This window comes from Belliella pelovolcani, assembly GCF_900156785.1.
GTDB classification, from domain to species: Bacteria; Bacteroidota; Bacteroidia; order Cytophagales; family Cyclobacteriaceae; genus Belliella; species Belliella pelovolcani.
Genome location: NZ_FTOP01000011.1, coordinates 12,602 through 34,221 on the forward strand (window position 1 = coordinate 12,602; position 21,620 = coordinate 34,221).

At 37.8% G+C, this 21,620-nt stretch carries 18 protein-coding genes and 2 tRNA genes; 6 read left to right on the forward strand and 14 right to left on the reverse strand.

The features are described 5' to 3' along the window. The first annotated feature begins 21 nt into the window (after positions 1–21). Positions 22–1,083 (forward strand): class II fructose-bisphosphate aldolase, encoded by a 1,062-nt coding sequence (gene fbaA / locus BW935_RS12410; protein ID WP_076501929.1) that lies wholly within the window; start codon positions 22–24, stop codon positions 1,081–1,083. A gap of 68 nt (positions 1,084–1,151) precedes the next feature. Then, entirely contained in the window at positions 1,152–2,702 is a 1,551-nt protein-coding gene (locus BW935_RS12415; RefSeq protein WP_076501931.1) for an alpha-amylase family glycosyl hydrolase, read from the forward strand. A gap of 37 nt (positions 2,703–2,739) precedes the next feature. Here the strand turns inward: BW935_RS12415 and pfkA are convergent, their stop codons facing one another. Further along, entirely contained in the window at positions 2,740–3,726 is a 987-nt protein-coding gene (pfkA, locus tag BW935_RS12420) for a 6-phosphofructokinase (protein ID WP_076501933.1), read from the reverse strand. A 4-nt stretch (positions 3,727–3,730) separates the two neighbouring features. Beyond that, a complete protein-coding gene (locus BW935_RS12425; RefSeq protein WP_076501935.1) occupies positions 3,731–4,105 on the reverse strand; it encodes a methylglyoxal synthase in 375 nt (124 codons plus the stop codon). 212 nt (positions 4,106–4,317) lie between these two features. Here BW935_RS12425 and mscL point away from each other — a divergent pair, with 212 nt between their 5' ends. Next, the gene (mscL, locus tag BW935_RS12430; RefSeq protein WP_076501937.1) at positions 4,318–4,731 is read left to right on the forward strand and encodes a large-conductance mechanosensitive channel protein MscL; all 414 of its coding nucleotides are present in this window, start codon (positions 4,318–4,320) and stop codon (positions 4,729–4,731) included. A 58-nt stretch (positions 4,732–4,789) separates the two neighbouring features. On the opposite strand, the gene BW935_RS12435 is transcribed toward mscL, so the two are convergent. The 8 genes from BW935_RS12435 to BW935_RS12470 all read right to left on the reverse strand — a co-directional run bounded on the left by BW935_RS12435 (position 4,790) and on the right by BW935_RS12470 (position 13,819). Then, positions 4,790–5,245 (reverse strand): Spy/CpxP family protein refolding chaperone, encoded by a 456-nt coding sequence (locus BW935_RS12435; RefSeq protein ID WP_245802699.1) that lies wholly within the window; start codon positions 5,243–5,245, stop codon positions 4,790–4,792. A gap of 3 nt (positions 5,246–5,248) precedes the next feature. Next, on the reverse strand, positions 5,249–5,623 hold the full coding sequence (locus BW935_RS12440) for a hypothetical protein (protein ID WP_076501939.1): 375 nt from the start codon (positions 5,621–5,623) through the stop codon (positions 5,249–5,251). 35 nt (positions 5,624–5,658) lie between these two features. Further along, positions 5,659–6,207, reverse strand: coding sequence for an RNA polymerase sigma factor (locus BW935_RS12445; protein ID WP_076501941.1), 549 nt, complete (start codon positions 6,205–6,207; stop codon positions 5,659–5,661). A gap of 209 nt (positions 6,208–6,416) precedes the next feature. Continuing rightward, a complete protein-coding gene (locus BW935_RS12450) occupies positions 6,417–7,340 on the reverse strand; it encodes a universal stress protein (protein ID WP_076501943.1) in 924 nt (307 codons plus the stop codon). Between the two features lie 515 nt (positions 7,341–7,855). Continuing rightward, a complete protein-coding gene (locus BW935_RS12455; protein WP_076501945.1) occupies positions 7,856–9,334 on the reverse strand; it encodes an oligosaccharide flippase family protein in 1,479 nt (492 codons plus the stop codon). Between the two features lie 310 nt (positions 9,335–9,644). After that, positions 9,645–10,679, reverse strand: a complete 1,035-nt coding sequence (locus BW935_RS12460) for a glycosyltransferase family 4 protein (RefSeq protein ID WP_076501947.1) — start codon at positions 10,677–10,679, stop codon at positions 9,645–9,647. 9 nt (positions 10,680–10,688) lie between these two features. Next, on the reverse strand, positions 10,689–11,399 hold the full coding sequence (locus BW935_RS12465) for a class I SAM-dependent methyltransferase (RefSeq protein WP_076502107.1): 711 nt from the start codon (positions 11,397–11,399) through the stop codon (positions 10,689–10,691). Next, positions 11,399–13,819, reverse strand: a complete 2,421-nt coding sequence (locus BW935_RS12470; RefSeq protein ID WP_076501949.1) for a hypothetical protein — start codon at positions 13,817–13,819, stop codon at positions 11,399–11,401. Before BW935_RS12470 ends, BW935_RS12465 begins: the two co-directional genes overlap by 1 nt. Positions 13,820–14,011: 192 nt before the next feature. Between BW935_RS12470 and ffh the strand changes: the two genes are divergently transcribed. Continuing rightward, the gene (gene ffh / locus BW935_RS12475) at positions 14,012–15,349 is read left to right on the forward strand and encodes a signal recognition particle protein (protein ID WP_076501950.1); all 1,338 of its coding nucleotides are present in this window, start codon (positions 14,012–14,014) and stop codon (positions 15,347–15,349) included. 81 nt (positions 15,350–15,430) lie between these two features. Here ffh and dprA read toward each other — a convergent pair whose 3' ends face one another. Continuing rightward, on the reverse strand, positions 15,431–16,546 hold the full coding sequence (dprA, locus tag BW935_RS12480; protein WP_076501951.1) for a DNA-processing protein DprA: 1,116 nt from the start codon (positions 16,544–16,546) through the stop codon (positions 15,431–15,433). Next, positions 16,530–16,880 carry a MerR family transcriptional regulator gene (locus BW935_RS12485; protein ID WP_076501952.1) on the reverse strand — a complete coding sequence of 117 codons (351 nt, stop codon included), beginning with the start codon at positions 16,878–16,880 and terminating at the stop codon, positions 16,530–16,532. The genes dprA and BW935_RS12485 overlap by 17 nt, the downstream gene beginning before the upstream one ends. 160 nt (positions 16,881–17,040) lie before the next feature. On the opposite strand from BW935_RS12485, the gene BW935_RS12495 reads away from it, so the two are divergent. Then, positions 17,041–20,151 (forward strand): PKD domain-containing protein, encoded by a 3,111-nt coding sequence (locus BW935_RS12495; RefSeq protein WP_076501954.1) that lies wholly within the window; start codon positions 17,041–17,043, stop codon positions 20,149–20,151. Positions 20,152–20,217: 66 nt separating this feature from the next. After that, positions 20,218–21,237 carry a UDP-glucose 4-epimerase GalE gene (galE, locus tag BW935_RS12500; protein ID WP_076501955.1) on the forward strand — a complete coding sequence of 340 codons (1,020 nt, stop codon included), beginning with the start codon at positions 20,218–20,220 and terminating at the stop codon, positions 21,235–21,237. Between the two features lie 36 nt (positions 21,238–21,273). On the opposite strand, the gene BW935_RS12505 is transcribed toward galE, so the two are convergent. Both BW935_RS12505 and BW935_RS12510 read right to left on the reverse strand, forming a co-directional pair. After that, positions 21,274–21,347 (reverse strand) — tRNA-Asp (locus BW935_RS12505). Between the two features lie 59 nt (positions 21,348–21,406). Beyond that, positions 21,407–21,480, reverse strand: a tRNA-Asp gene (locus BW935_RS12510). Between the last annotated feature and the right edge of the window lie 140 nt (positions 21,481–21,620).

Consider the following 21,620-nt stretch of genomic DNA (forward strand, 5'->3'; position numbering starts at 1 on the left):
ACAAACCATTAAATCGAAAAGATGAAATTCAAACCAGGAGTAAAGTATGGAGAAGAGCTTAAAGACCTTTTGTCCTATGCTAAAGAAAATGAATTTGCCCTTCCAGCAGTCAATGTGATCAATACTAGCACTATCAATGGTGTATTGGAGACTGCTAAAAAAGTAAATTCCCCAGTGATTATTCAATTCTCTAATGGAGGTGCTCAATTTTTTGCAGGTAAAGGCCTTCCGAATGATAAACAGCAAGCAAGTGTAGCAGGTGCGATTTCTGGTGCTATCCACGTGCACAAAATGGCGGAAGCTTATGGAGTTCCTGTGATTTTACACACAGATCATGCTGCAAAAAAGCTGCTTCCATGGATCGATGGCATGTTAGCAGAAGGAAAGGCTTATTATGAAGCATACAAAAGACCATTGTATAGTTCCCACATGCTGGATTTGTCTGAAGAGTCTTTGGAAGAGAATATTGAGACTTCGGTAAAATATTTTGAAGAGTTCAATAAGTTGCAAATGGCTATTGAAATCGAATTAGGAGTAACAGGTGGCGAAGAAGATGGTGTAGATAATTCAGATGTAGATAGCTCCAAACTTTATACGCAGCCTGAAGAAGTTGCTTATGCTTACGAGAAGTTGAAGCAAGTGGGTGATTTGTTTACTATAGCTGCAGCCTTCGGTAACGTTCACGGGGTCTATAAGCCAGGAAATGTTTCGTTGAGACCTGAGATTTTGAAAAATTCTCAAGACTACATCAATCAAAAGTTTGGAACAACTGGTAAACCATTGTTCTTCGTGTTCCATGGTGGTTCTGGTTCTTCAGTAGAGGAGATCAGAGAAGCTAATAGCTATGGCTCTATCAAAATGAACATTGATACAGATATGCAATGGGCGTTTTGGGAAGGTATATTGAACTTCTACAAATCAAATGAAGGCTATCTTCAAAGTCAGCTAGGTAACCCGACCGGCTCTGATAGTCCAAACAAAAAATTCTATGACCCAAGAGTCTGGTTGAGAAAAGGAGAAGAAAACTTTGTCAAAAGACTTGAAGTGGCCTTCGACATGCTCAATGCACTAAATAGAAATTAAGAAATATGCAAATCAGTCAAGAAAAGGTCACTTTTTAGTGACTTTTTCTTTTTTTATTATATTGAACCATGAAAAATTATTTATTGCAATCAATCCTTTCGGTTTTGACCATACTTTCATCATGTGACGGCAATATTGGAACCGATGTCAAAAATCATTGGCCACACGCAGGAATCACTTACGAAATATTTATTCAATCATTTTATGACTCTGATGGTGATGGAATTGGAGATATCAATGGTGTGACCAAGAAGCTCTATCATGTCAAAGAACTTGGTGCAGATGCAATCTGGTTTATGCCCATCATGCCCTCCCCAAGCTATCACAAATATGATGTGACGGATTATAAAGAAATCCATCCAGACTATGGTACCATGGATGATTTTAAGAATCTCATCAAGGAAGCTCATAAAAAAGATATCAAAATCGTAATCGATATGATCATCAATCACACCAGTACGGAGCACCCTTGGTTTCAAGAGTCCCAAAAGGGTAGAGACAATCCATACAGGGACTATTATGTATGGGCGCAAAAAGATACTATTGCTGACTTTTTGAATAAAAAGACGATTACCCTAGATTCCGACAACATCAGGCAGTGGCATGACCCAGGACATGGAGAGGATTTTTATTATGGGTTTTTCTATGGTGGGATGCCCGATTTGAATTTTGATAACCCAAAGGTTAGAGAAGAGATCTATGATATTGGCAGGTTTTGGTTAGAAGAAGTAGGAGTAGACGGATTCAGGTTAGATGCTGCCAAACATATATTCCCAGATGATAGGCCAGAAGATAACCATGCATTTTGGAAGGAATTTAGAGAAGAAATGACGAAAGTTAAACCTGATGTTTACTTAGTAGGAGAGGTATATGACATGAAAGAGATTGTAGCCCCCTATCTACCTGGTTTACCTGCGCTTTTTAATTTTGACTTTCATTATACCTTATTGGAAGCCTATGATAAAGTAGATGGGATGCTTTTGGCTAAGAAGCAAAAAGAGATTTTGGATTTTTACAATGCGATAACTGATGATTTTATTGATGCAACTTTTTCATCCAATCATGACCAGCCAAGATTGCTGAATTCATTGGATCAGAACCCAAAGAAGTACAAACAGGCTATCAATATCCTGATGTCCATGCCGGGAGCACCCTATTTGTACTATGGAGAGGAAATTGGAATGTTGGGCAAGAAGCCTGATGAAAATATCAGAGAACCTTTCTTATGGGATATTAAAGCAAACGATAAGGGAAGAGCTACTTGGATCGAACCGGAATATTCTATTGATGATACCGTAACTCCGCTAGCTATTCAAAAATCGATGAGTACGAGCTATTTTAATCATTACAAAGAGATCATCAGATTAAGAAATACAAATCGAGCACTTGCTTTGGGAAATTTAGAATTATATGAGGAATCGGTTCCTAAAGAATTGATGGCTTATTATAGAATTCATGATAAACAAGAGCTGTTTGTCGTTCACAATTTGAGTGATCAAGAGGTGAAAATCACTGCACCAGAAGATTACTCTTGGCCAATTTACAGCTTTGGCATGGCTGAGATTCAGGAAGGCCAACTTAGATTGCCGGCTTATTCAAGTATAATACTTGAAAAGTAAAGAAAACAAAAAAAGGAGGTTTTGAAGCCTCCTTTTTTTATGTAGAAAGAATTTTTGCAATTCTAAAATCGTCTTCATCAACTTCTTTGTCATCGACAATGGCTCTGGTGATAGGAGTAAATACAATTTTATTATTGATGATTCCAGCCATCACATCATACTTACCTTGCATCAAGCCTTCAACTGCTGCGACTCCAAGTTTGCTCGCCAATACCCTGTCAAAAGAAGATGGCGAACCACCTCTTTGTAAATGGCCTAATATCGTTACTTTAATATCATAAGAGGGGAGTTGTTTTTTGATTTTTTCGGCAATTTCAGCTGCACCGCCACTTTTTCCACCTTCTGCTACGATCACGATATTAGATTGCTTCATGGCTTTTTTACGAGCCTTCAATCTTTCTACCAGCTTCTCTATAGGCATTTTCTTTTCCGGTATGAGTGTGGCTGCTGCAGCACTTCCTATACCCGCATTGATAGCGATAAATCCAGCATCTCTTCCCATTACTTCCACAAAGAAAAGTCTGTCATGTGAAGTAGCTGTATCTCGAATTTTGTCTATGGCTTGTATGGCCGTATTACAAGCAGTGTCAAAGCCGATTGTCGAGTCTGTTCCCGATAGATCATTGTCAATAGTACCCGGTAGACCAATAGCGGGTATCCCAAACTCTTGAAAAAATAAGTGTGCTCCTGTCAAAGACCCATCTCCACCAATGACCACCAATGCATCTATCCCATGTTTTTTGAGATTGTCATACGCTTTTTGCCTACCTTCTGGCGTTCTAAATTCAGCACTTCTGGCTGATTTCAGGAATGTACCACCCCTTTCCAGTACATGGGCAATGTTTTTGCTTTCCAACTTTTTGATATCATCGTTGATCATCCCTTCATATCCACGATAGATGCCGTACATTTCCAAATTATAATAAAAGCCTGCTCTGACTACTGCTCTGATGGCAGCGTTCATACCTGGAGCATCTCCTCCAGAGGTCAATACACCTATTTTCTTGATAGTTTTAGGTTCCATTAGTTTACGGTTTGATGGTGATAAATTTAAAAATTAGATCTGCTGCTGCTGGGTTCGTTGCCAATGGTATATTGTGGACGTCACAAATCCGCATCAGCATTTGTACATCTGGCTCGTGGGGATGCTTATCCAATGGATCCCTGAAAAATATGACCAAATCCAATTCTTTTTGAGCAGCCATTGCTGCAATCTGTGCATCTCCTCCTAGTGGTCCTGAAAGTAATTTTGTAACATTGAACCCCGCTTTTTCGATGTGAGAGCCTGTGGTTCCTGTTGCGAAAAGTTGCACTTCTTTTTGGTGCAGTTCTTTTTTGAATCCTGAAAGAAAATGAACCATGTCGGCTTTTTTTCCATCATGCGCAATCAATGCAATTCTCATATTTGATTTAATAGGTTATGACTCAAAGTTATGAATTTTTATAAATATCAAATTGAATAAAATGTTTTTGTTGTGGGAATAGATTTGTTAAGCAAAGGTTAAAATAAAAAAAGAGAAATTATGATTATATAGAATAAACTGTTGACTTATCAATAAAAATCCATATTTTTCATACATGTTTAATCTAATCAAATATTAAAAACCTGTACACTATGGGAATGTTAAAAGAGTTTAAGGATTTTGCTATGAAGGGCAATGTCGTCGACTTGGCAGTTGCCGTGATCATTGGTGGAGCATTCGGGAAGATTGTGTCCTCTTTTGTCAATGATATTGTAATGCCACCTATTGGAGTTCTGCTAGGTGGAGTAGATTTTAAAGATCTTACCGTAACGCTAAGAGAGGCATACGTCGCAGAAAGTGGTGCTGAAATGTCTGCGGTAGTGCTTAGCTATGGGAATTTCATCCAGAATGTAGTTGACTTTTTGATCATTGCATTTGTGATTTTCTTGGCTATTAAGGGGATCAATTCAACAAAAAAGAAGAAAGAAGAAGCTCCAGCGGCTCCTCCTGCTCCTCCAAAGTCAGAAGTGCTTTTGGAAGAAATCAGAGATTTGCTGAAAAAGTAATAAAAAGGAGGAGCAAATTTGCTCCTCTTTTTTATTAAATAACCTGTATAGATAAAACTTAATTGCCTCCTCTTCCTCTTTGATTCATTCTGTAAATTTGCCTGATGAAATCTCTGTTGGCGCCGCCTAGCGCTACAGCCTGTTTATGTGAGATTACTTTTGTGATATCTGCCATGAATTTTTGATCTAGTTTAAGCATGTCACTTTGAACACTAAACCTTTGATCAATTAATTGCTTGGCTTGATTCTCAGATATATTACCTTCTGATTCTTTGCTGATGCTTGACATCTTTCTCATCAATGATTCTCTCTCTTCGTTGTATTTATTGAAAAGAGGCCAGAATTTTTCTGCTTGCTCTGGCTTTAAATCCAGTCTATTAGTGATGAATGCAACTCTAGCTGCTTCAAACTTTTCTTTGTCATAGCGTTGCTCTTGTGGTCTTTGAGCAAAGGAGATGCTAGATAGAACCATCAAAAGCAAAATGATCAAATATTGAGGTGATTTCATATTCATAATTTAATACCAAATATCTTCTTCAAAACCATATTCATCGTTGATTTCGTAATATCCCCATTCGTCGTTGATGATTTGGTCTAGAATGTAATTAGGATCATCTGAAAGTGATAACATGTCATCAGCTGTCCAATAGCCTGCATTGATATACAAGTTGATGTCTTCTGTTAACCTATTATCTAAATAATCGTGGCTATGGATTTCACTTTTGAAAATAAAGAGTGAAACGCTAATGATTACAACAGCAGCTGCAGCTATACTTCTGTAATAGAGCACTCTAGTCTTTCGAGAAGCATTTTTTTCCAAAACACTTTCTGTGAGCTGTTCAAAGTAATTGTCAGGAACTTTGAAGATGTTTTTTTTGGGCAGATTTTCCATATAATATCCTTTAGACAATATTTATGCTCAGAGGTTTAGTCAACTTTCAATTCGTTTTCGATTTTTTTTACAGCATGATGATAACTCGCCTTCAATGCACCTACAGAAGTATCAGTAATCTTACTGATCTCATCATAACTGAGGTCATCGAAATATTTTAAGTTAAAGACCAATCTTTGTTTTTCCGGTAAACTCAAAAGCGATTTTTGAAGCCTTCTTTGAATTTCATCACCATCTATCAATGGAGAGTCATCTATATAGCTTTTCATCACTTCTTCATGATCTTCTACAGGGAAGAAATACCTTCTCTTTTTCTTTTCAAGGAAGTTCAGACTTTCATTTGTAGCAATTCTATACAACCATGTGAATAAAGAGGCATTGTTCTGAAAGCTGTCTAGGTTTTTGATTGCTTTGATAAAGGTGTTTTGCGTGATGTCATCTGCATCTTCGTGTACGATAACCATCTTTCTGATGATTCCGTAGACCCGCTTCTGATATGTCTCCATCAAAGCTCTGTAGCCTTTTTCCCTTGTGGAGGGATCTTTGATCATATTTAGAATTGCTAAATCGCTGAGTGACATCATTGTGGCTTAGACAGCTAATTTAACAATAAGTTTAAATGCATTGCTCAAAAAGAAAATTGATTTCTGCCTAAATGGAAGATTTATTGGTTTGATTTTTTTTAAATAGGGTATTATTTCTCCGTATTTGTCTAAAAAATAGGGGGAGCTCTATTGAGATTTATAAACTTCACCAAAGTTTTAAACTTTGGTGAAGTAGAAGTTCAGGTTTATCAAATTTCTAAGATATAGTCAAGAATACCAGCATTTTTTCCTTTTGGTCTGGTGACTAGAAGGGGGAAGCGATCATTCATTTGGATCAACCTTTCTGCCAAGCTACCGATAAAAAGTGCTGTAGCTGCAGTTCTTCCTTTTGCCCCAATGATGATGCCATCAGCATGGATTTCTTCTGCTTTAGATAGAATATCTTCTACTGGATCATCATCTTCGTCTTTAGTATATAGCGGTGTGATGGCTATGCCTTTGGTATCTATTTTCCTAATGAATTTTTTGTAATTGATCTCAGCATGCATCTCCATGATGGATGCAAATTCTTCGTAAGACTTGCCCGTAAAGTGGTATCCTGATGGGATAGAAAATACATTTTGACAGAAAATCTTGGCTTTACCACCATACTTTTCCACGATCATGATGGCCTCTTCCATGGCGTCTTTCGAATAGTCAGAAAAATCACTAGGAACCAATAGTTTATCAATTTTTGGAATAGAATTTTCTGGGACGATTAGCAAGCTGCAACTTGCCCTTCTTGCGAGCCGCTGAGAAAGGACCCCAGTGCCAGATAGGTTCACTTTTCGGCCAATGATGATCATATCAGCGGACTTTTCATGAGCTAGCTTGAGGATTTTCTTGGAGAGTTGTCCTTCCTTGACCATGAAAGAGAGTTCAGCATCTTTATTTTTATCGAAAAATTTATTGACCAATGCTTTCATTTTCCCTTTGCGCTCTTCAACCATATTCTCGATCAAATTGGGAAACTCCTGTAGCACCTCTTTAGGAATATTCATATTTCTGATCACATTGGTGAAGTAGATCTTTTTGGTCTGATTGACCTGGGCTACAAAAGAAGCAAATCGAACCAATGTTTCGTCCAATTCACTTTGATCTAAGCAAACAATGAGTTTTTTGATTTGGTACATTTCAATAATGGATTTGAGCTACAAAAATATTGATAAATAAATTGAGTATTGAATATTTAAGAAATATTATTTTGATTCATTTATTCAGTTTTTAGATTACCAAAATAATAATTGGTGAAAATTGAAGTCAAGATGATATGTTTTTTCATAATTGATGAAATGTTGAATTGACCCATTTAAAATTATATAATTTTAGTAATTGATGAAGATATGAAATCTAATTTTATATGGATGGCTATAAGACTATTGGTGTTTTGTAAAGCGTGTTTGAATGTATCTTTAAATAGGATAGTTAGCTAAACTACTCTAAATTTTATCCGTATATTTGCCCAAGGAAGTCGGGTCGCCGACATGTTCAAACTTCACAATTAACATAAATTACCGAGTGAAGCCCTTTTCAAAAACAGGCCTCATCCTGAGTAATCAGGACCTCGTCTCTTCGGAGGCAGGATAACAGTGGAAGTTTGCGATCTTCAGGCAGCTCAAATCTTGTCTATAAAGAGGTTTGTAACACTCTAAGACCTGACTTCTTTTATTTTTTTGAATAGTCTCTTTCTAGTTTCAGTAGCAATTTTTAATACGAGTATCCCCATCGCAAAAACTGCAATTAAGAGCGTCAAGGTGAGAATAATACTTCCAAGGCCCGGTTGAAGTAAGTCTTTTGTCCAATAATGGATGAACGCCATACCAAATATTAGACCAATGGTTTTCAGGATATCCATTGAAAATGGATCAAAATTGAGTCTTTTTTTGATGTAAGCATATTTGATTAGATTGAATAGAAGCATGGCGATAAATGATGCAATGGCCGCTCCCTCTATGCCAAAGCTAGGGATCAAAATGATGTTGAATACAATCACAACAATGCTCATGATTACAGTCGCAGTGATGTTAAATACATAGTACTTTGAGAAAACGATGATTTCGCTATTGATGGAAAAGAGCACATCAGTCAATTTTCCCAATCCAATCCACAAAACAACCCATTTGCCAGCTTCATAGACTGCATTGTTTGGTACAAAATGATAGAGGCTGTCAATATTCATCCAAATTGCTAAAAAGATAAAAGAACAAATCAGAAGTTGATGAACTGCTACTTGCTTGTAAAGTTGATTGATCTCCGTCAGTCGATTGCTTTCAAAATGATCTGACACCACAGGCATCACAACCTGAGAAATGGCCCTCCTTGGCATCTCTATCACCACTGCAATGGAAAATGCAATGGTATAAATCGCATTGGCATCGAGCCCTATCATAGCAGTGACCATCAAGCTATCAATTTTCATGATCAACATGGCACCAGTAGTTCCGAGCAAAGTGATGAGATTGAATCGCATAAAGTCGCTTAGGAATCCTTGGGGGAATGCTTGAAAATCAAAGTTCAACTTAAAAAGCTTGATCTTCCACATATAACCAATCATACCTAATAGTGCAATCAAATAAATCAAAGCCAAACCCCACATCAGGCTATTGAACTCAATCCATCGTACCAAATAAGTCAAAACCAGTACTGCACTCAAAAGTCTAAGAATGACTTCTCTAAAAAAAGCAGGCACAGCAACTTTCAAAAATGACCTACAAAATGAATCCAAAATGGTGTTCAATACTGAAAACAGTGTAATCAATAAGACTACTGCTAGAAAATCAATAATCTCTGGCGAATTTTGGGCAAAGGCCTGAATGATCAACTCTTTGAAAATAAAAAATAAAATCAGTACAATGATAAATCCAATCAAGGATAAGATTATGCTAAAAGTGAAAAAGGAAAATTGGTTTTCTTTTACTTTTGGGTAAAATCGAGTGATGCCATTTCCTACACCAAGTTGGGCAAAGGGGACAAATAGCAAGCCCATATCTTGAATCGTTCGGAAGATTCCAATCTCTTCAGGTTGCAAGGCATATGGCAATAGCCAAAGTACATTGAAATAGCCAATCAATACTCCCAAGTAGGAGGATAAAGTGGTCAAAATACTTTGCTTGGCTATTTTCTTCATCGATGTTAAATTCTTAATCCGATTATTCGCTATGTTGCCAGTGACTTCAATTCATTGATTTAATCAGATGGTATTGGCTAATATCAATTAATTTCGGAGGTATGCTATTTCGCTTTTCTAAGTAATTTCTAGTAAAGTTTCTGGTAATCATTATTCTAAATTAAACTACTATTTATTAATAGGGATCCAATGTCGTTTAGATAAGACTACAACTTGAATTTAAACTTTTCCAAAGTTTGATTAAATGTAAAAACAGAAATTGTTTACAAATCGAAACTTTGGAAAAGTTACCTAAACTAAACGAATTTAATTAGGAGCTACAGCTAAGTTGACTCAATAGAGCTTCTTTTCTTTTGTCATAGGAATAATGTTCTACTATCCTTTGTCTCGCTTGATGACGTTTTGATTTCAAATCATGCGTTTGAGTTAAATCTAAAATTAGGGCTTTTAATTTTGTGAAATCCTTTTTGGAAAGAATCCTTCCTGATGTTCCAATGATGGCAGGTATATCACCAACTGCGGAGCCAATGGGAATACAGCCACAGAGCATGGCCTCTGCTAATGCATTGGGAAATCCTTCGGAAGTAGAGAGTTGCAAGTAAAATATATGCTGATTGAGTATCTGTCTCAGTTGTTCAGGCTGTGAAGCTGGTATTATCTGTATATTCTTTGCTTTAGTAGTATAAGTGGAATCACCCAAAATCGTGAAATGGAATTCAGGAAAAGCAAGGGCCAGTTTTTCGATCAAATCAATGCCTTTGATTTTTGCTCTTGTTGAATTGGAGATGCCCTTGGCCACAGTAATGAATGAATTGGGTATCCGCTCACTGTTAAAATCTTTCCAAAAGTCTACATCAAATCCATTGTAAACCACTTCGATTGGAGTCTGAAGATCGGGAATAAGGTTTTTCAAACCCTGCTTTGTCTCAATTTGCTCATCATAGGTATAGTCATAGCCTATCAGTGAGTCAGCTACGGAAAGGATTTTGGTGCAATTTTTAAAACTATAGACAGTAGCCATTTTCAGCCATTTCTTTCTAAAGTTTCCATAACCAATGCTAGGCATATGGACTGCATCGGTACCACCCGCTTGTATGAGTACCTTGATACCAAATAATCCTCCAAACCAAACCGGTATGACCGTATGATACCCGCCAAAAAAACAGAGATAAGTCTTAGTTTTGGGAAGTAGAAGTAATAATTGAAAAAATTGAATCAAGAAATAAATGGGCAGTAGGATAGGGGATTGGGTAAATGCTAAGCATTTGACTTTGTGCTTTGTTTGGAGCATGTCCACATCCCTTTGAGTAAAGGCTGTTTGAACAGGATAAATGTACACCACCATCCGAAACCTTTATTTAATTTTCAGTTTAAAACTCAATCTTTCTAAAAAGACATTCATTTTTTTTCTCAAAGTGGTTTTTTCTATGGCTGAATTCTTCCTGAAAATGAAATATTGATAATCCTTCTCTTCATAAAAGACGGAGTAAGTTTTCATTTCTTCCAAGTAAAAACCAAATTGCTGTAATACACCTATAAGTTTGGCTGTATCTAATGGTTGATCGATGACTTGAAGCTTTTCGGGTTCATTTTTGATCATCCATTCTAGAAATCTAGGTGATGGGATATGCACAAAAACTACAGAGTTTTCATGTGCATGCTGAGCGATATTTGCAAATAGGTTGACATGCTGGTCTACTGGAATATGTTCCAATACATCCGGGAATACAAAATAGTCAAATGAGTTTCCCGGTTGATTGAAATCGGACATATCGGAAACTGCAAAACTAAGATTGGATTGATTTCGCCAAATCTTTTTTGCTTTCTCGATACTCAGTGGGCTGATATCTACAGCTAAAACATGACCTTGTTTGACTTTAGATGCAATCAGTTGACTGACTGTACCGATACCACAGCCTACTTCTAGTACACGATGATTGGATTGTAGTCCAGATTTAATCAATTTTTCCATGATGCTCAAGTGACGGGAATTGACTCCCGTTTTCACTTGTTGATCAGCAAATTGATCATAGAACCCTTCTACTCTTTCTTTTTCTGTAGGCATCACTTCTTTCTTTTTACTTCTGTGTAGATTCCAGCTACAAAGAGTAATAACCAAACATATTGAGCAGCCACATTGATGGATTTGGTTTTAAAATAACTTTGAGGTTCGAAACGTAGTTCTACTTCACTTTTACCATTCGGAACAACTAGCCCTCTGAGGAGATAATTGGTTCGTATTATTGGTGCTTCATCGTTGTTGATGAAGGCTTTCCAGCCAGCAGGATAATAAATTTCTGAAAATACTACTAATCCTCCCTCACTTGCATCTACTTCATAGCGCATGATGTTAGGACTTTTATGTTTTAGACTGACAGTACCTACTCCAGCTGCTATTGTTCCAAATTCATCGGTATTGACAGTTGCCTCTATCTTGGTGTCAATCTCTGGAATCAGGCTGATCTCTTCATTGTTGGATTTGACATTTCGGATAAATTCTGGCATCCATGCATAGCCATTTGCCAGAGGGTTCTCAAATACGGCATTTTCACTTGGTCCTGCCATAATATACTTGGTATTGAGCATATTCAAGGAGTGAAGACTTTCGAAATCAAAGTCTCCTGCCTGGGCTTTCTGGATAAATTGATTGATCTCTGGATTGATTACATTTTCAATAAGTTCTTGGTAGCGTCTCATTTTTGCTCCATGATAGCCCCCAATGCTATTGAAATGATAAGAAGTACGTGCATCATTGAAGGGATTATTCAAATTAAGCACCCTGAAATAATCTTCATCTTGAAGGATTTTTTTGTCAGCAGGAGTTGCAGCAAAGAATTGCTCAGAAGGGTTGTACTCGAATGAATCTGCATTTAAATAGCGCTTGTTGATCCACCACAAATCGACTGTTAAGATACCTGCGATAGCTATTCCTGCTAATTGTGTAGAAATTTTTTCTTTCAATGCCGCCCAAATTAAGACAGCTGATAAAGCTATGAAAACAAAACTTTTGAATGCACTACTTCTTAGCATGGCTTTTCGATCATCCTGAATGGCACCTATCAACCAATCAGGTAAGTTGGCATCAACAGGTGCTCTAAAGCCAAAAATGCCAGCTCCTAAAGCAAAAAGTAGTGCCAAACCTGCAGTGCTGCCCAGAGCAATGCCTAGGTTTTTATAAGTTTTTGAATTAATGGGTTGGGAAAAAACATTTTCTAGGCCTAGAATTCCCAAGACAGGAATTGCAAAAAGTGCTATACACAGTGCCATAGAAACAGCTCTAAACTTATTGTATCCTGGAAGGTAGTCAAAAAGTGTGTAATTGAACCATTCAAGATTTTTGCCCCATGCCAAAAGCAATGAAATAATGGTCATACTCAAGAAAGCGTACCTATAATTCTTAGGTGCATACATTAGTCCTAGCATAAAGAAAAAAAGCATGATGGCACCACCATAAATTGGCCCTCCTGTCCCTGGCTGATCTCCCCAATAGGTGGGTGCTCCTTCTACAAAACCTCTGATTTGTGCATTATCCACTCCATTGGAGCGGAGTGCTTGTTCGGTTTTCGAGTCTTTGCCCAAAGCCTCTCTACTTCCTCCACCATAGAAGTATGGAACGAGAAGTGTAAGCGTTTCAGCTTTCCCCTGGGACCAGTTGAAAGCATAGTCTTTATCAAGACCCTTCGCTCCGTCAGAAGTAGTATTGAGGTTGGATGGACCTCGCGTGGAGTATTGACCATATTCGTATACACTGATAAATCTACTGATATTACCACCTACAGCGATCAAAGCTCCTATTAGTAGAACAGTTGCGACTTTAGCGAACTCAGGTAATGCTTTTGCCCGTGCAGATTCAAATAGCACTGCAATCAAATAGATGAATACAATAATGACCGTATAATAGGTGATCTGTATATGATTGAATTTTAATTGTAGGAGAAGACCAAGTGTGAAAAGGGCTAAGCCAAGAAGCTTCTTTTGTTGGAAGGCCAGATGAATGCCGGCTAAGATTAAAGGGATCAAACATATAGCCCAAATTTTGGCGTTGTGACCTGCTTCTAAACTAATGATATGAAAAGTGTTGAAAGAAAACGCTATGCCTCCGATGATGGCAAACTCAGGTCTCACTTTGAAACTCAGTAGCAGGATGTACATGGCTACCATGCCAAAGAATAAAGAGTTGATTGGATGTGGTAGTCCTAAAGTCAATACTTTGGTGATATAATTGGTAATATCACCAGCAATCTCAAAACTGAGAAGATATGCTGGCATGCCACCAAACATGCTGTTGGACCAGAGCGCTTCCTGTCCTGTTTGTGCTCTATGATCTAGAATTTCTTTTGCTCCGCCCTCCCATTGAAGGATGTCATTTTGGAAGATAATCTTGCCATCAAAAACAACAGGTGAGAAATAAAAAAGGGTGATCAGGTAGAAAATAACAATCCCAATAATGTGGGGTAAAAGGTCTTTCTTGAGGTTGATTTGCATTTCTTTTCTTTTTACAAGTCAAATTACAGTCTGCAAATTAAACAATTAATAAGATTCTATTGCCTAAAAAATCAGATTACCTGAAAAGCAATGATTTGGCCAAGGTACTTTAATCTGAATTTCAAAAGCTTGAGACTCCCTGCCCAAATCACAAATAAATTCCTATTTTTGCACAAAATAGAATTAAAAGGCATGTTTGATAATCTTAGTTTAAAATTAGATAAAGCTTTTAAGACCCTCAAGGGTACTGGAAAAATCACCGAAATAAACGTCGCTACCACGGTCAAGGAAATCAGAAGAGCCTTGATAGATGCCGATGTGAATTATAAAGTTGCCAAAGAAGTCACTGATACAATCAAAGAGCAAGCGCTTGGAAGAGATGTGTTGATTGCAGTTTCTCCTGGTCAGTTGTTGGTCAAGATCACCCAAGAAGAATTGACCAAGCTTATGGGTGGTACCAAGGTTGACGTCAATATCAAAGGTGACCCAGCGGTGGTTTTGATTTCTGGTTTGCAGGGATCTGGTAAGACTACTTTTTCCGGAAAATTTGCTAGCTATCTCAAAAAACAAGGTCGTCAAGTTTTGCTTGTTGCTTGTGATATCTACAGACCTGCTGCGATTGATCAGTTGAAAGTATTGGGTGAGCAGATCGGAGTGGAGGTCTATGCAGAACCTGAAAATAAAAATGCCCTAGATATCGCAAATAATGCCATTGCATATGCGAAGAAAACAGGGAAGAAGACAGTAATTGTCGATACTGCAGGCCGCTTAGCAGTAGACGAGCAGATGATGAACGAAATCGAAGCACTCAAAAAGGCTTTGAATCCATCAGAAACGCTATTCGTCGTCGACTCCATGACTGGTCAAGATGCGGTAAATACGGCAAAAACTTTTGACGAGCGTCTAAATTTCGATGGCGTAGTATTGACCAAGCTAGATGGTGATACACGTGGTGGTGCGGCCATATCCATTCGCCACGTCGTGAACAAGCCAATCAAGTTCATCTCCACAGGAGAGAAAATGGAGAATTTGGATGTGTTTCACCCAGATAGGATGGCACAGAGAATTCTTGGTATGGGTGATGTGATCTCTTTGGTAGAGCGTGCTCAGCAGACATTTGACGAGGTCGAAGCCAAGAGAATCAATGCCAAAATCAGAAAGAATCAATTCAACTTTGATGATTTCCTTTCTCAACTTGAGCAAATCAAAAAAATGGGGAATATTAAAGACCTGATGGGTATGATTCCTGGAATGGGTAAAGCCATGAAAGGCCTAGATATAGATGATGATTCTTTCAAACCAATAGAAGCAATCATTAGGAGTATGACACCAATGGAAAGAGAAAATCCTGATGTGATAGATGGAAGCAGAAGAAAGCGTATTGCAACAGGAAGTGGTAGGTCAATCACAGAAGTGAATAATCTGATGAAGCAGTTTGGTGATATGCGTAAGCTAATGAAACAAATGAACAAAATGGGTGGTGCTCAGAAAGCATTGGGGAATATCATGCCTAAAATGGGTAGGAGATAAGTAGTTTGATCTTAATTCAAAAAGCTTATTTCGAAAATTGTAATCAAAAGAGGTTATTGGATTCCAATGACCTTTTTTATTTTAAATTAAACTATACCTTTTCCCTGGAAGAGATCTGATCATACCTTCAAACTCCAAGTTGAGGAGTTTTGAAGCGAGAATAGGAAGACTTATTTCAGTGAGCATGGCTAGTTGATCTATTTCTATACTTTGCTTTTCTTTGATCAATTTTAGAATATGCTGGTCTTCCACTGGTAGCATTGACCAATTTTTTTCTTTACTAAATTGACTTTCATTTGGGTTTTCTTTAGACCATGATAGCGCTTCTTCTATGTCTTTTATTCCTGTATAGATGGACGCTTTCATCTTACTGATAAGTTTATTGCAGCCCTCGCTATGTTGAGATTGTAGGTTGCCAGGTACTGCAAATACCTCTTTATTGTACCCATAGGCTATTTCGGCGGTAATCAAAGCACCGCCTTTGATAGCTGCTTCTACCACTATTAATGCATCGGACATTCCTGCGATCAGTCTATTTCGCTGCGGGAAGTTACTTGGATGCATAGTTGTTCCTGGAGCATACTCACTTGCAAGTCCCCCAAATTGGCACATTTCTTTTGCTGTACTTTTGTGTATGGCAGGATAGATATTGTCTACAGATGATCCCATAAAAGCTATGGTAGGTAGGCCATTTTGCAATGCTGCTCGGTGTGCATCGATATCAATTCCGTAAGCTAAGCCGCTTATAATCGTAGGTTGATAAGGTGTGAGTTCTTCAATGATTTTTTTTGTCACAGCACGACCATATTCTGTACAGCTCCTTGTGCCGACGATACCAATGCTTCTGGCAGGATTGAGATCGCAAGTGCCTTTTTTATAAATGACTAAAGGGAAATCATCAATGCCTTTAAATCTTAATGGATAGTCAATGGATGAAAATGTACTGACTTGAATATCTTTCTTCAGGCAGTCATTGAGTATTTTGTCAGCAAGAGGTAAGTTTTTCTCGAATTGATTCCTGATTTCAACAACTTTATTGCTGATTCTAGATATTTTGGAGGCTTTGCCTTTTGAAATGTTTAAAAAACCTTGTGCATCTCCAGCATAGGCAAGAATACTTCTAAAAACGGCGGGGCCAATTTTAGGAACCAAGCTGAGTGCTAATTCATGAAGGGTTGTTTCATTCAGGCTTGACATGCATGGAATCTCTGATTTCGGTTAAAAATTTCTTCATTTGATGAAGTTTATCAATCATATGAACTTTGTCAAAAACTTTGTTTTGGTCTTTTTTGATAGCTTCTTGCGCACCTTGAAGCGTAAAGCCTTTTACTTTGACCAACTGATAGATATATCTGATTTTCTCAATATCTTCTTTGGTGAAACGTCTGTTTCCTTTTTTGTCCTTCTTGGGATTGATCATATCAAATTCTCCTTCCCAGTAACGGATCAGTGAAGGCGCTACTTTGAACATGGTTGCTACTTCTCCGATGGAGTAATATTTTTTCTCTATTTCACGCTCTTTGTATGGCACTTTTCTTCAGGTTTTACTTGATCAAATTTAGAAAAATATTTGATAATCTTGAAAAATGATTTATTCACATCCAAATCTAGTCGATTCATCCATTTTTTTGGTGTTAATTCTACAAATAGCCTTATATTTTGAGCTTGAAATACTTTAATCCTCATATTAGATGCAAAAACTTACCCGCATAAGTGCAATATTTTTTTTCCTCGCTATGAGTCTGTCTACACTTACGATGGGACAAGTATCGACTGTAGGTAAGGAGTTTTGGGTTGGGTTTATGGAGAATAATGGAGCTGCAAACGCCAGAGATATAGGAGTTTTAGTAATAACAGCAGCAGAGCAATCAACTGGTGTTGTAGAGTACGCTGGTAGAACAGTTAATTTTGATTTAGCAGAAGGAGAGGAGTTTTTCTATCGAATTGAGGATTTTGATATACTTCATAGAAATAATGACATTACAGAAAATAAAGGTGTCAGGATTGTTTCCTCTGGTAATATTTCTGTTTATGCTTTCAATGATCGATTTAGAAGTGCTGACGGCACAGTAGTGTTACCTATATCTACTTTAGGAAAGGAATATTACATTACATCTCATTTTGAAAATGTAACAGCGCCAACAACTTTTAATGCCAATATCAATAATGAAAGTTTACTATTGGTAGTGGCCGTAGAAGATAATACACAGATTGAAATCACCCCAAGTAGAAATGCTCTCGGTAGACCGGGAGGTGTTCCTTATAATATTACATTGAATACTGGCCAATCCTATCAGTTGAAGGCAAGAGAAGATCTTACTGGTTCGCGAGTGAGAGTAGTTGGTGATAATGCCAATGATTGTAAAAATATAGCTGTATTTGGAGGTAATAAGTGGACTCAGGTAGGAAATTGTGGTCAAGCTAATGACCATCTTTTTCAACAGGCTTATCCAGTTAATACTTGGGGAGACGAATTTTTGCATACTCCACTTTTGGGTAGAACATCTGGAGAGTTAGTCAAGGTATTGGCTTCTGAGGATAATACCCAAATTACAATCAATGGCACACCAAGAGGTGTCATCAATGCTGGTGAGTTTATTTCAGTGGATTTCTTTCACACTGAATCAGCTTTTATAACAGGTAATAAACCTATCTCCGTCACAGGCTTTGCTAAAAGTATGGACTGTAATCTTCCTGGGCCTGGTGCTGACAATGGTGACCCTTTCATGATTACTTATAGTCCTAATCAGCAACTTCTTACCCAAGTTACCTTTAATGCAATTCAATTAGAAGAAATTAGAAATCATTATGTCAATGTAATTACAGCGACTGCGGCTGCTGGAAATACTTTTTTAGATGGTCAAAACATTGGGAACCAATTCACTCCGTTTCCATCTAATACAGACTATTCATTCGCAAGGGTTCAGATTTCTTCGGGAGTTCACCGACTCATCAATGCGGATGGTTTTATAGGTTATGTTTATGGCTTTGGACCTATAGAATCATACGGTTACGCTGTGGGAGCAAGTCTGGAAAATTTAAATTTCGAAGTTGTTCCTGAGTATGATTTTGAAGTAGACGGTGATAATGTTGCTTGTCTCAATCAAAGTGCAGTTTGGGAGATTAATCCAGAAAATGAAATATTCACCTTTTTTACTTGGAATTTTGGTGATGGTTCGCCAATTCAGGAAGGGAAAAATGTAACCCATACATTTACGCAGGCAGGTACCTATGAAGTGCTAGTAACGGCATCAATTAGTGATGATAGTTGTGATCAACAGGAGGAAGTTAGATTTGAGGTGTTGGTTGAAGAATATGTCAGAGAAATAGTAGGTCCAAATAGCGTATGTCCAGATATTGATGAAATCATTTACACAATCGATTCTGATCAACCAATTTCAAAAATTGATTGGCGTGTAGAAGGAGGTGAAATCATCGATGATACGGAAGAGACTGTTACCATCAGATGGGGCCCTGCTAACCCTAATGCTAGACTGTTTGCAATTCCTTATAATTTGCAGGGATGTCCAGGAGAGGAAATCGAACTTTCTGTTGTTATCAATAATCAAATACAGCCTAAAATGGCCATTGGAGATGAAGAAATCTGTTTTGATGGCAGTACAATTTATGAATATACTGTAGCAGAGTTTGTCAATGGTAGAGGCTATGAATGGTTTATCATAGGTGGTGATATTATTGGCTCAAATGAAAATAGTACTGTAGATGTAAATTGGAGTATCCCAGGTACTACGGGGCAATTATGGTATAGAGAGTATAGTTTGATCAATGATGATTGTGAAGGAGAATCGCCTATTTTGGATGTGACAATTAATAATGTCTTCACTGCTGTCATCGATGGTACAACAGATATTTTGTGTTTTGGAGAAGAGACTGGCAATATCAGTGTTACAGTGACTGGTGGGACAGCACCATATACTTTTGAATGGTCCCATGACCCTAGTCTCAATGCTCCGTTTGCTCCAGATGTTACAGCTGGAGTTTACAGTGTTTTGATTACAGATAGTTTTGGCTGTGAGATCCTTTTGGATAATATTGAAGTCAATGAGCCGCCATTGTTAGAATTAAATGGAGCAATAGAAACAGTACCGACTACTTGCTTCGGAAGAGCTGATGGGGAAGCTAGGATACGCGTCCAAGGAGGAGTAGCTCCATATCAAATTAACATAACTACAAGTAGCATCAGCGGAGACTTGATCAGTCTTTTTGAATTGGAAGGTAGAGATTATGATTTAGAAATTACGGATTCCAATGGATGTATTATTCCTGTGAATTTTACAATAGAATCACCATTACCTCTGGAAGTAGCTGTAAGGATAGAAAAGTTGGCTTGTCCGGGAGAGTCAAATGGAGAACTGTTCGCAGAGCCAAGTGGAGGTAATGGGCCATTTTCCTATACCTGGACATTAGATGGTTCTGATGAACCATTATTGATTGGAGTGCCAAGAGGTGTTCATGATGTAACGGTGGTAGACAGCAGGGGCTGCATTAGCTTTGGTTCAGGTGAGATGTTTGAAGATGATCCAATCGTAAGGATGCCTACTGGTTTTAATCCTAAAGAAGGACCATATCAAGCAGTTTCAAATTGTAACTTGTCATTTGAAATCAAAGTTTATAACCGTTGGGGAGAGTTGATTTACTTTGGTCCAGTAGGATGGGATGGGACTTTGGAAGGAAATGATGCTCCAGTAGGTACTTACTCCTATTCCATGGTATACAATTATATTTTGAATGGTGACCCTAAATCTGGCCAAGTAAGCGGTAATTTCTCTTTGGTTAGATAGTTTTGGGCTTCACAGTTCGGTCTTTTGATGAATCTGTGTATACTTGCATACCATTAAACCAATAACATGAAGAACATTTTAATAACAGGCGGTGCTGGATATATAGGATCTCACACTGCTGTAGCATTGATAAACTCAGGTTTTGAGCCTATCATCATTGATAATTTTTCAAATTCAGAAAAATGTGTTCTGAAAGGCTTGAAAAAAATATTAGGCAGGGATGTTATGACATATGAAGGCGATTGTAATGATCGTGTTTTAGTGGGGAAAATTTTTTCAGAGAATCAAATTTCTGGAGTAATCCATTTTGCTGCTAGTAAGGCAGTTGGAGAAAGTACCCAAATACCCTTAGCTTATTACGCTAATAACATCGGATCTTTACTGGTGATATTAGAGGTGATGCAAGAACATGGAGTAAAAAATCTGGTGTTTTCTTCTTCTTGTACTGTGTATGGTCAACCGGATGAATTACCAGTGTTAGAAAGTACACCAAGAAAAGAAGCAGAAAGTCCTTATGGTAATACAAAGAAGATTTGCGAAGATATTCTTCATGATTATATCAAAAGTAAAGCTAGTGCAAGAATAATATCACTGAGGTATTTTAACCCTGTAGGCGCCCATCCTTCTTCTGAGATAGGAGAGCTTCCTTTGGGTGTTCCTGCCAATTTAATTCCTTTTGTCACCCAAACAGCTGTAGGAATTCGAGAGAAGTTGACCGTTTTTGGTGATGATTATGATACCAAAGATGGAACTTGTGTGCGTGATTATATTCACGTATTGGACTTGGCAGATGCACATGTGAAATCATTAGAATACCTTGATAAGCAATCAGATTGCTTCATTGACACTTTCAATGTGGGAACAGGGCAAGGGAATACTGTTTTAGAAGTGATCAATACTTTCGAGAAGGTATCGGAGAGAAAACTCAATTATCAAATTGGACCAAGACGTGCTGGAGATATAGAGAAAGTGTGGGCAAATACTGATAAGGTGAATACAGTACTTGGCTGGAGTGCTCAATATAATCTAGAAGATTCATTAAGAGATTCCTGGAATTGGCAAAAAAGGCTTTCTGGGATTGAGTAAAAACAAAAAAGTCTCAAGTGTAAACTTGAGACTCTGCGGAATGGACGGGACTCGAACCCGCGACCTCCTGCGTGACAGGCAGGCATTCTAACCAGCTGAACTACCACTCCATTATTTTTGAGTTGTTGTAATGATAAAGATTTTTTGCAACTCAAAACAAAAAACCTTGCGGAATGGACGGGACTCGAACCCGCGACCTCCTGCGTGACAGGCAGGCATTCTAACCAGCTGAACTACCACTCCTTTTGTTACCTTCTCGTTTGAAGTGATGCAAAGGTAGTATTTTGGCTTTTCATTGCAAAAAATCAATCAAAAAAAATGATTGGCACCTAGGTATAATTCTAACTTTCAAATAGATAAATTTAATTGATGTTTTGTTTTTG

Bases quoted from the DNA above. Each gene is read 5' to 3' on its own strand.
- fbaA (WP_076501929.1), top strand. From the start codon at position 22: ATGAAATTCAAACCAGGAGTAAAGTATGGAGAAGAGCTTAAAGACCTT.
- BW935_RS12415 (WP_076501931.1), top strand. From the start codon at position 1,152: ATGAAAAATTATTTATTGCAATCAATCCTTTCGGTTTTGACCATACTT.
- pfkA (WP_076501933.1), bottom strand. From the start codon at position 3,726: ATGGAACCTAAAACTATCAAGAAAATAGGTGTATTGACCTCTGGAGGA.
- BW935_RS12425 (WP_076501935.1), bottom strand. From the start codon at position 4,105: ATGAGAATTGCATTGATTGCGCATGATGGAAAAAAAGCCGACATGGTT.
- mscL (WP_076501937.1), top strand. From the start codon at position 4,318: ATGGGAATGTTAAAAGAGTTTAAGGATTTTGCTATGAAGGGCAATGTC.
- BW935_RS12435 (WP_245802699.1), bottom strand. From the start codon at position 5,245: ATGAATATGAAATCACCTCAATATTTGATCATTTTGCTTTTGATGGTT.
- BW935_RS12440 (WP_076501939.1), bottom strand. From the start codon at position 5,623: ATGGAAAATCTGCCCAAAAAAAACATCTTCAAAGTTCCTGACAATTAC.
- BW935_RS12445 (WP_076501941.1), bottom strand. From the start codon at position 6,207: ATGATGTCACTCAGCGATTTAGCAATTCTAAATATGATCAAAGATCCC.
- BW935_RS12450 (WP_076501943.1), bottom strand. From the start codon at position 7,340: ATGTACCAAATCAAAAAACTCATTGTTTGCTTAGATCAAAGTGAATTG.
- BW935_RS12455 (WP_076501945.1), bottom strand. From the start codon at position 9,334: ATGAAGAAAATAGCCAAGCAAAGTATTTTGACCACTTTATCCTCCTAC.
- BW935_RS12460 (WP_076501947.1), bottom strand. From the start codon at position 10,679: ATGGTGGTGTACATTTATCCTGTTCAAACAGCCTTTACTCAAAGGGAT.
- BW935_RS12465 (WP_076502107.1), bottom strand. From the start codon at position 11,399: ATGCCTACAGAAAAAGAAAGAGTAGAAGGGTTCTATGATCAATTTGCT.
- BW935_RS12470 (WP_076501949.1), bottom strand. From the start codon at position 13,819: ATGCAAATCAACCTCAAGAAAGACCTTTTACCCCACATTATTGGGATT.
- ffh (WP_076501950.1), top strand. From the start codon at position 14,012: ATGTTTGATAATCTTAGTTTAAAATTAGATAAAGCTTTTAAGACCCTC.
- dprA (WP_076501951.1), bottom strand. From the start codon at position 16,546: ATGTCAAGCCTGAATGAAACAACCCTTCATGAATTAGCACTCAGCTTG.
- BW935_RS12495 (WP_076501954.1), top strand. From the start codon at position 17,041: ATGCAAAAACTTACCCGCATAAGTGCAATATTTTTTTTCCTCGCTATG.
- galE (WP_076501955.1), top strand. From the start codon at position 20,218: ATGAAGAACATTTTAATAACAGGCGGTGCTGGATATATAGGATCTCAC.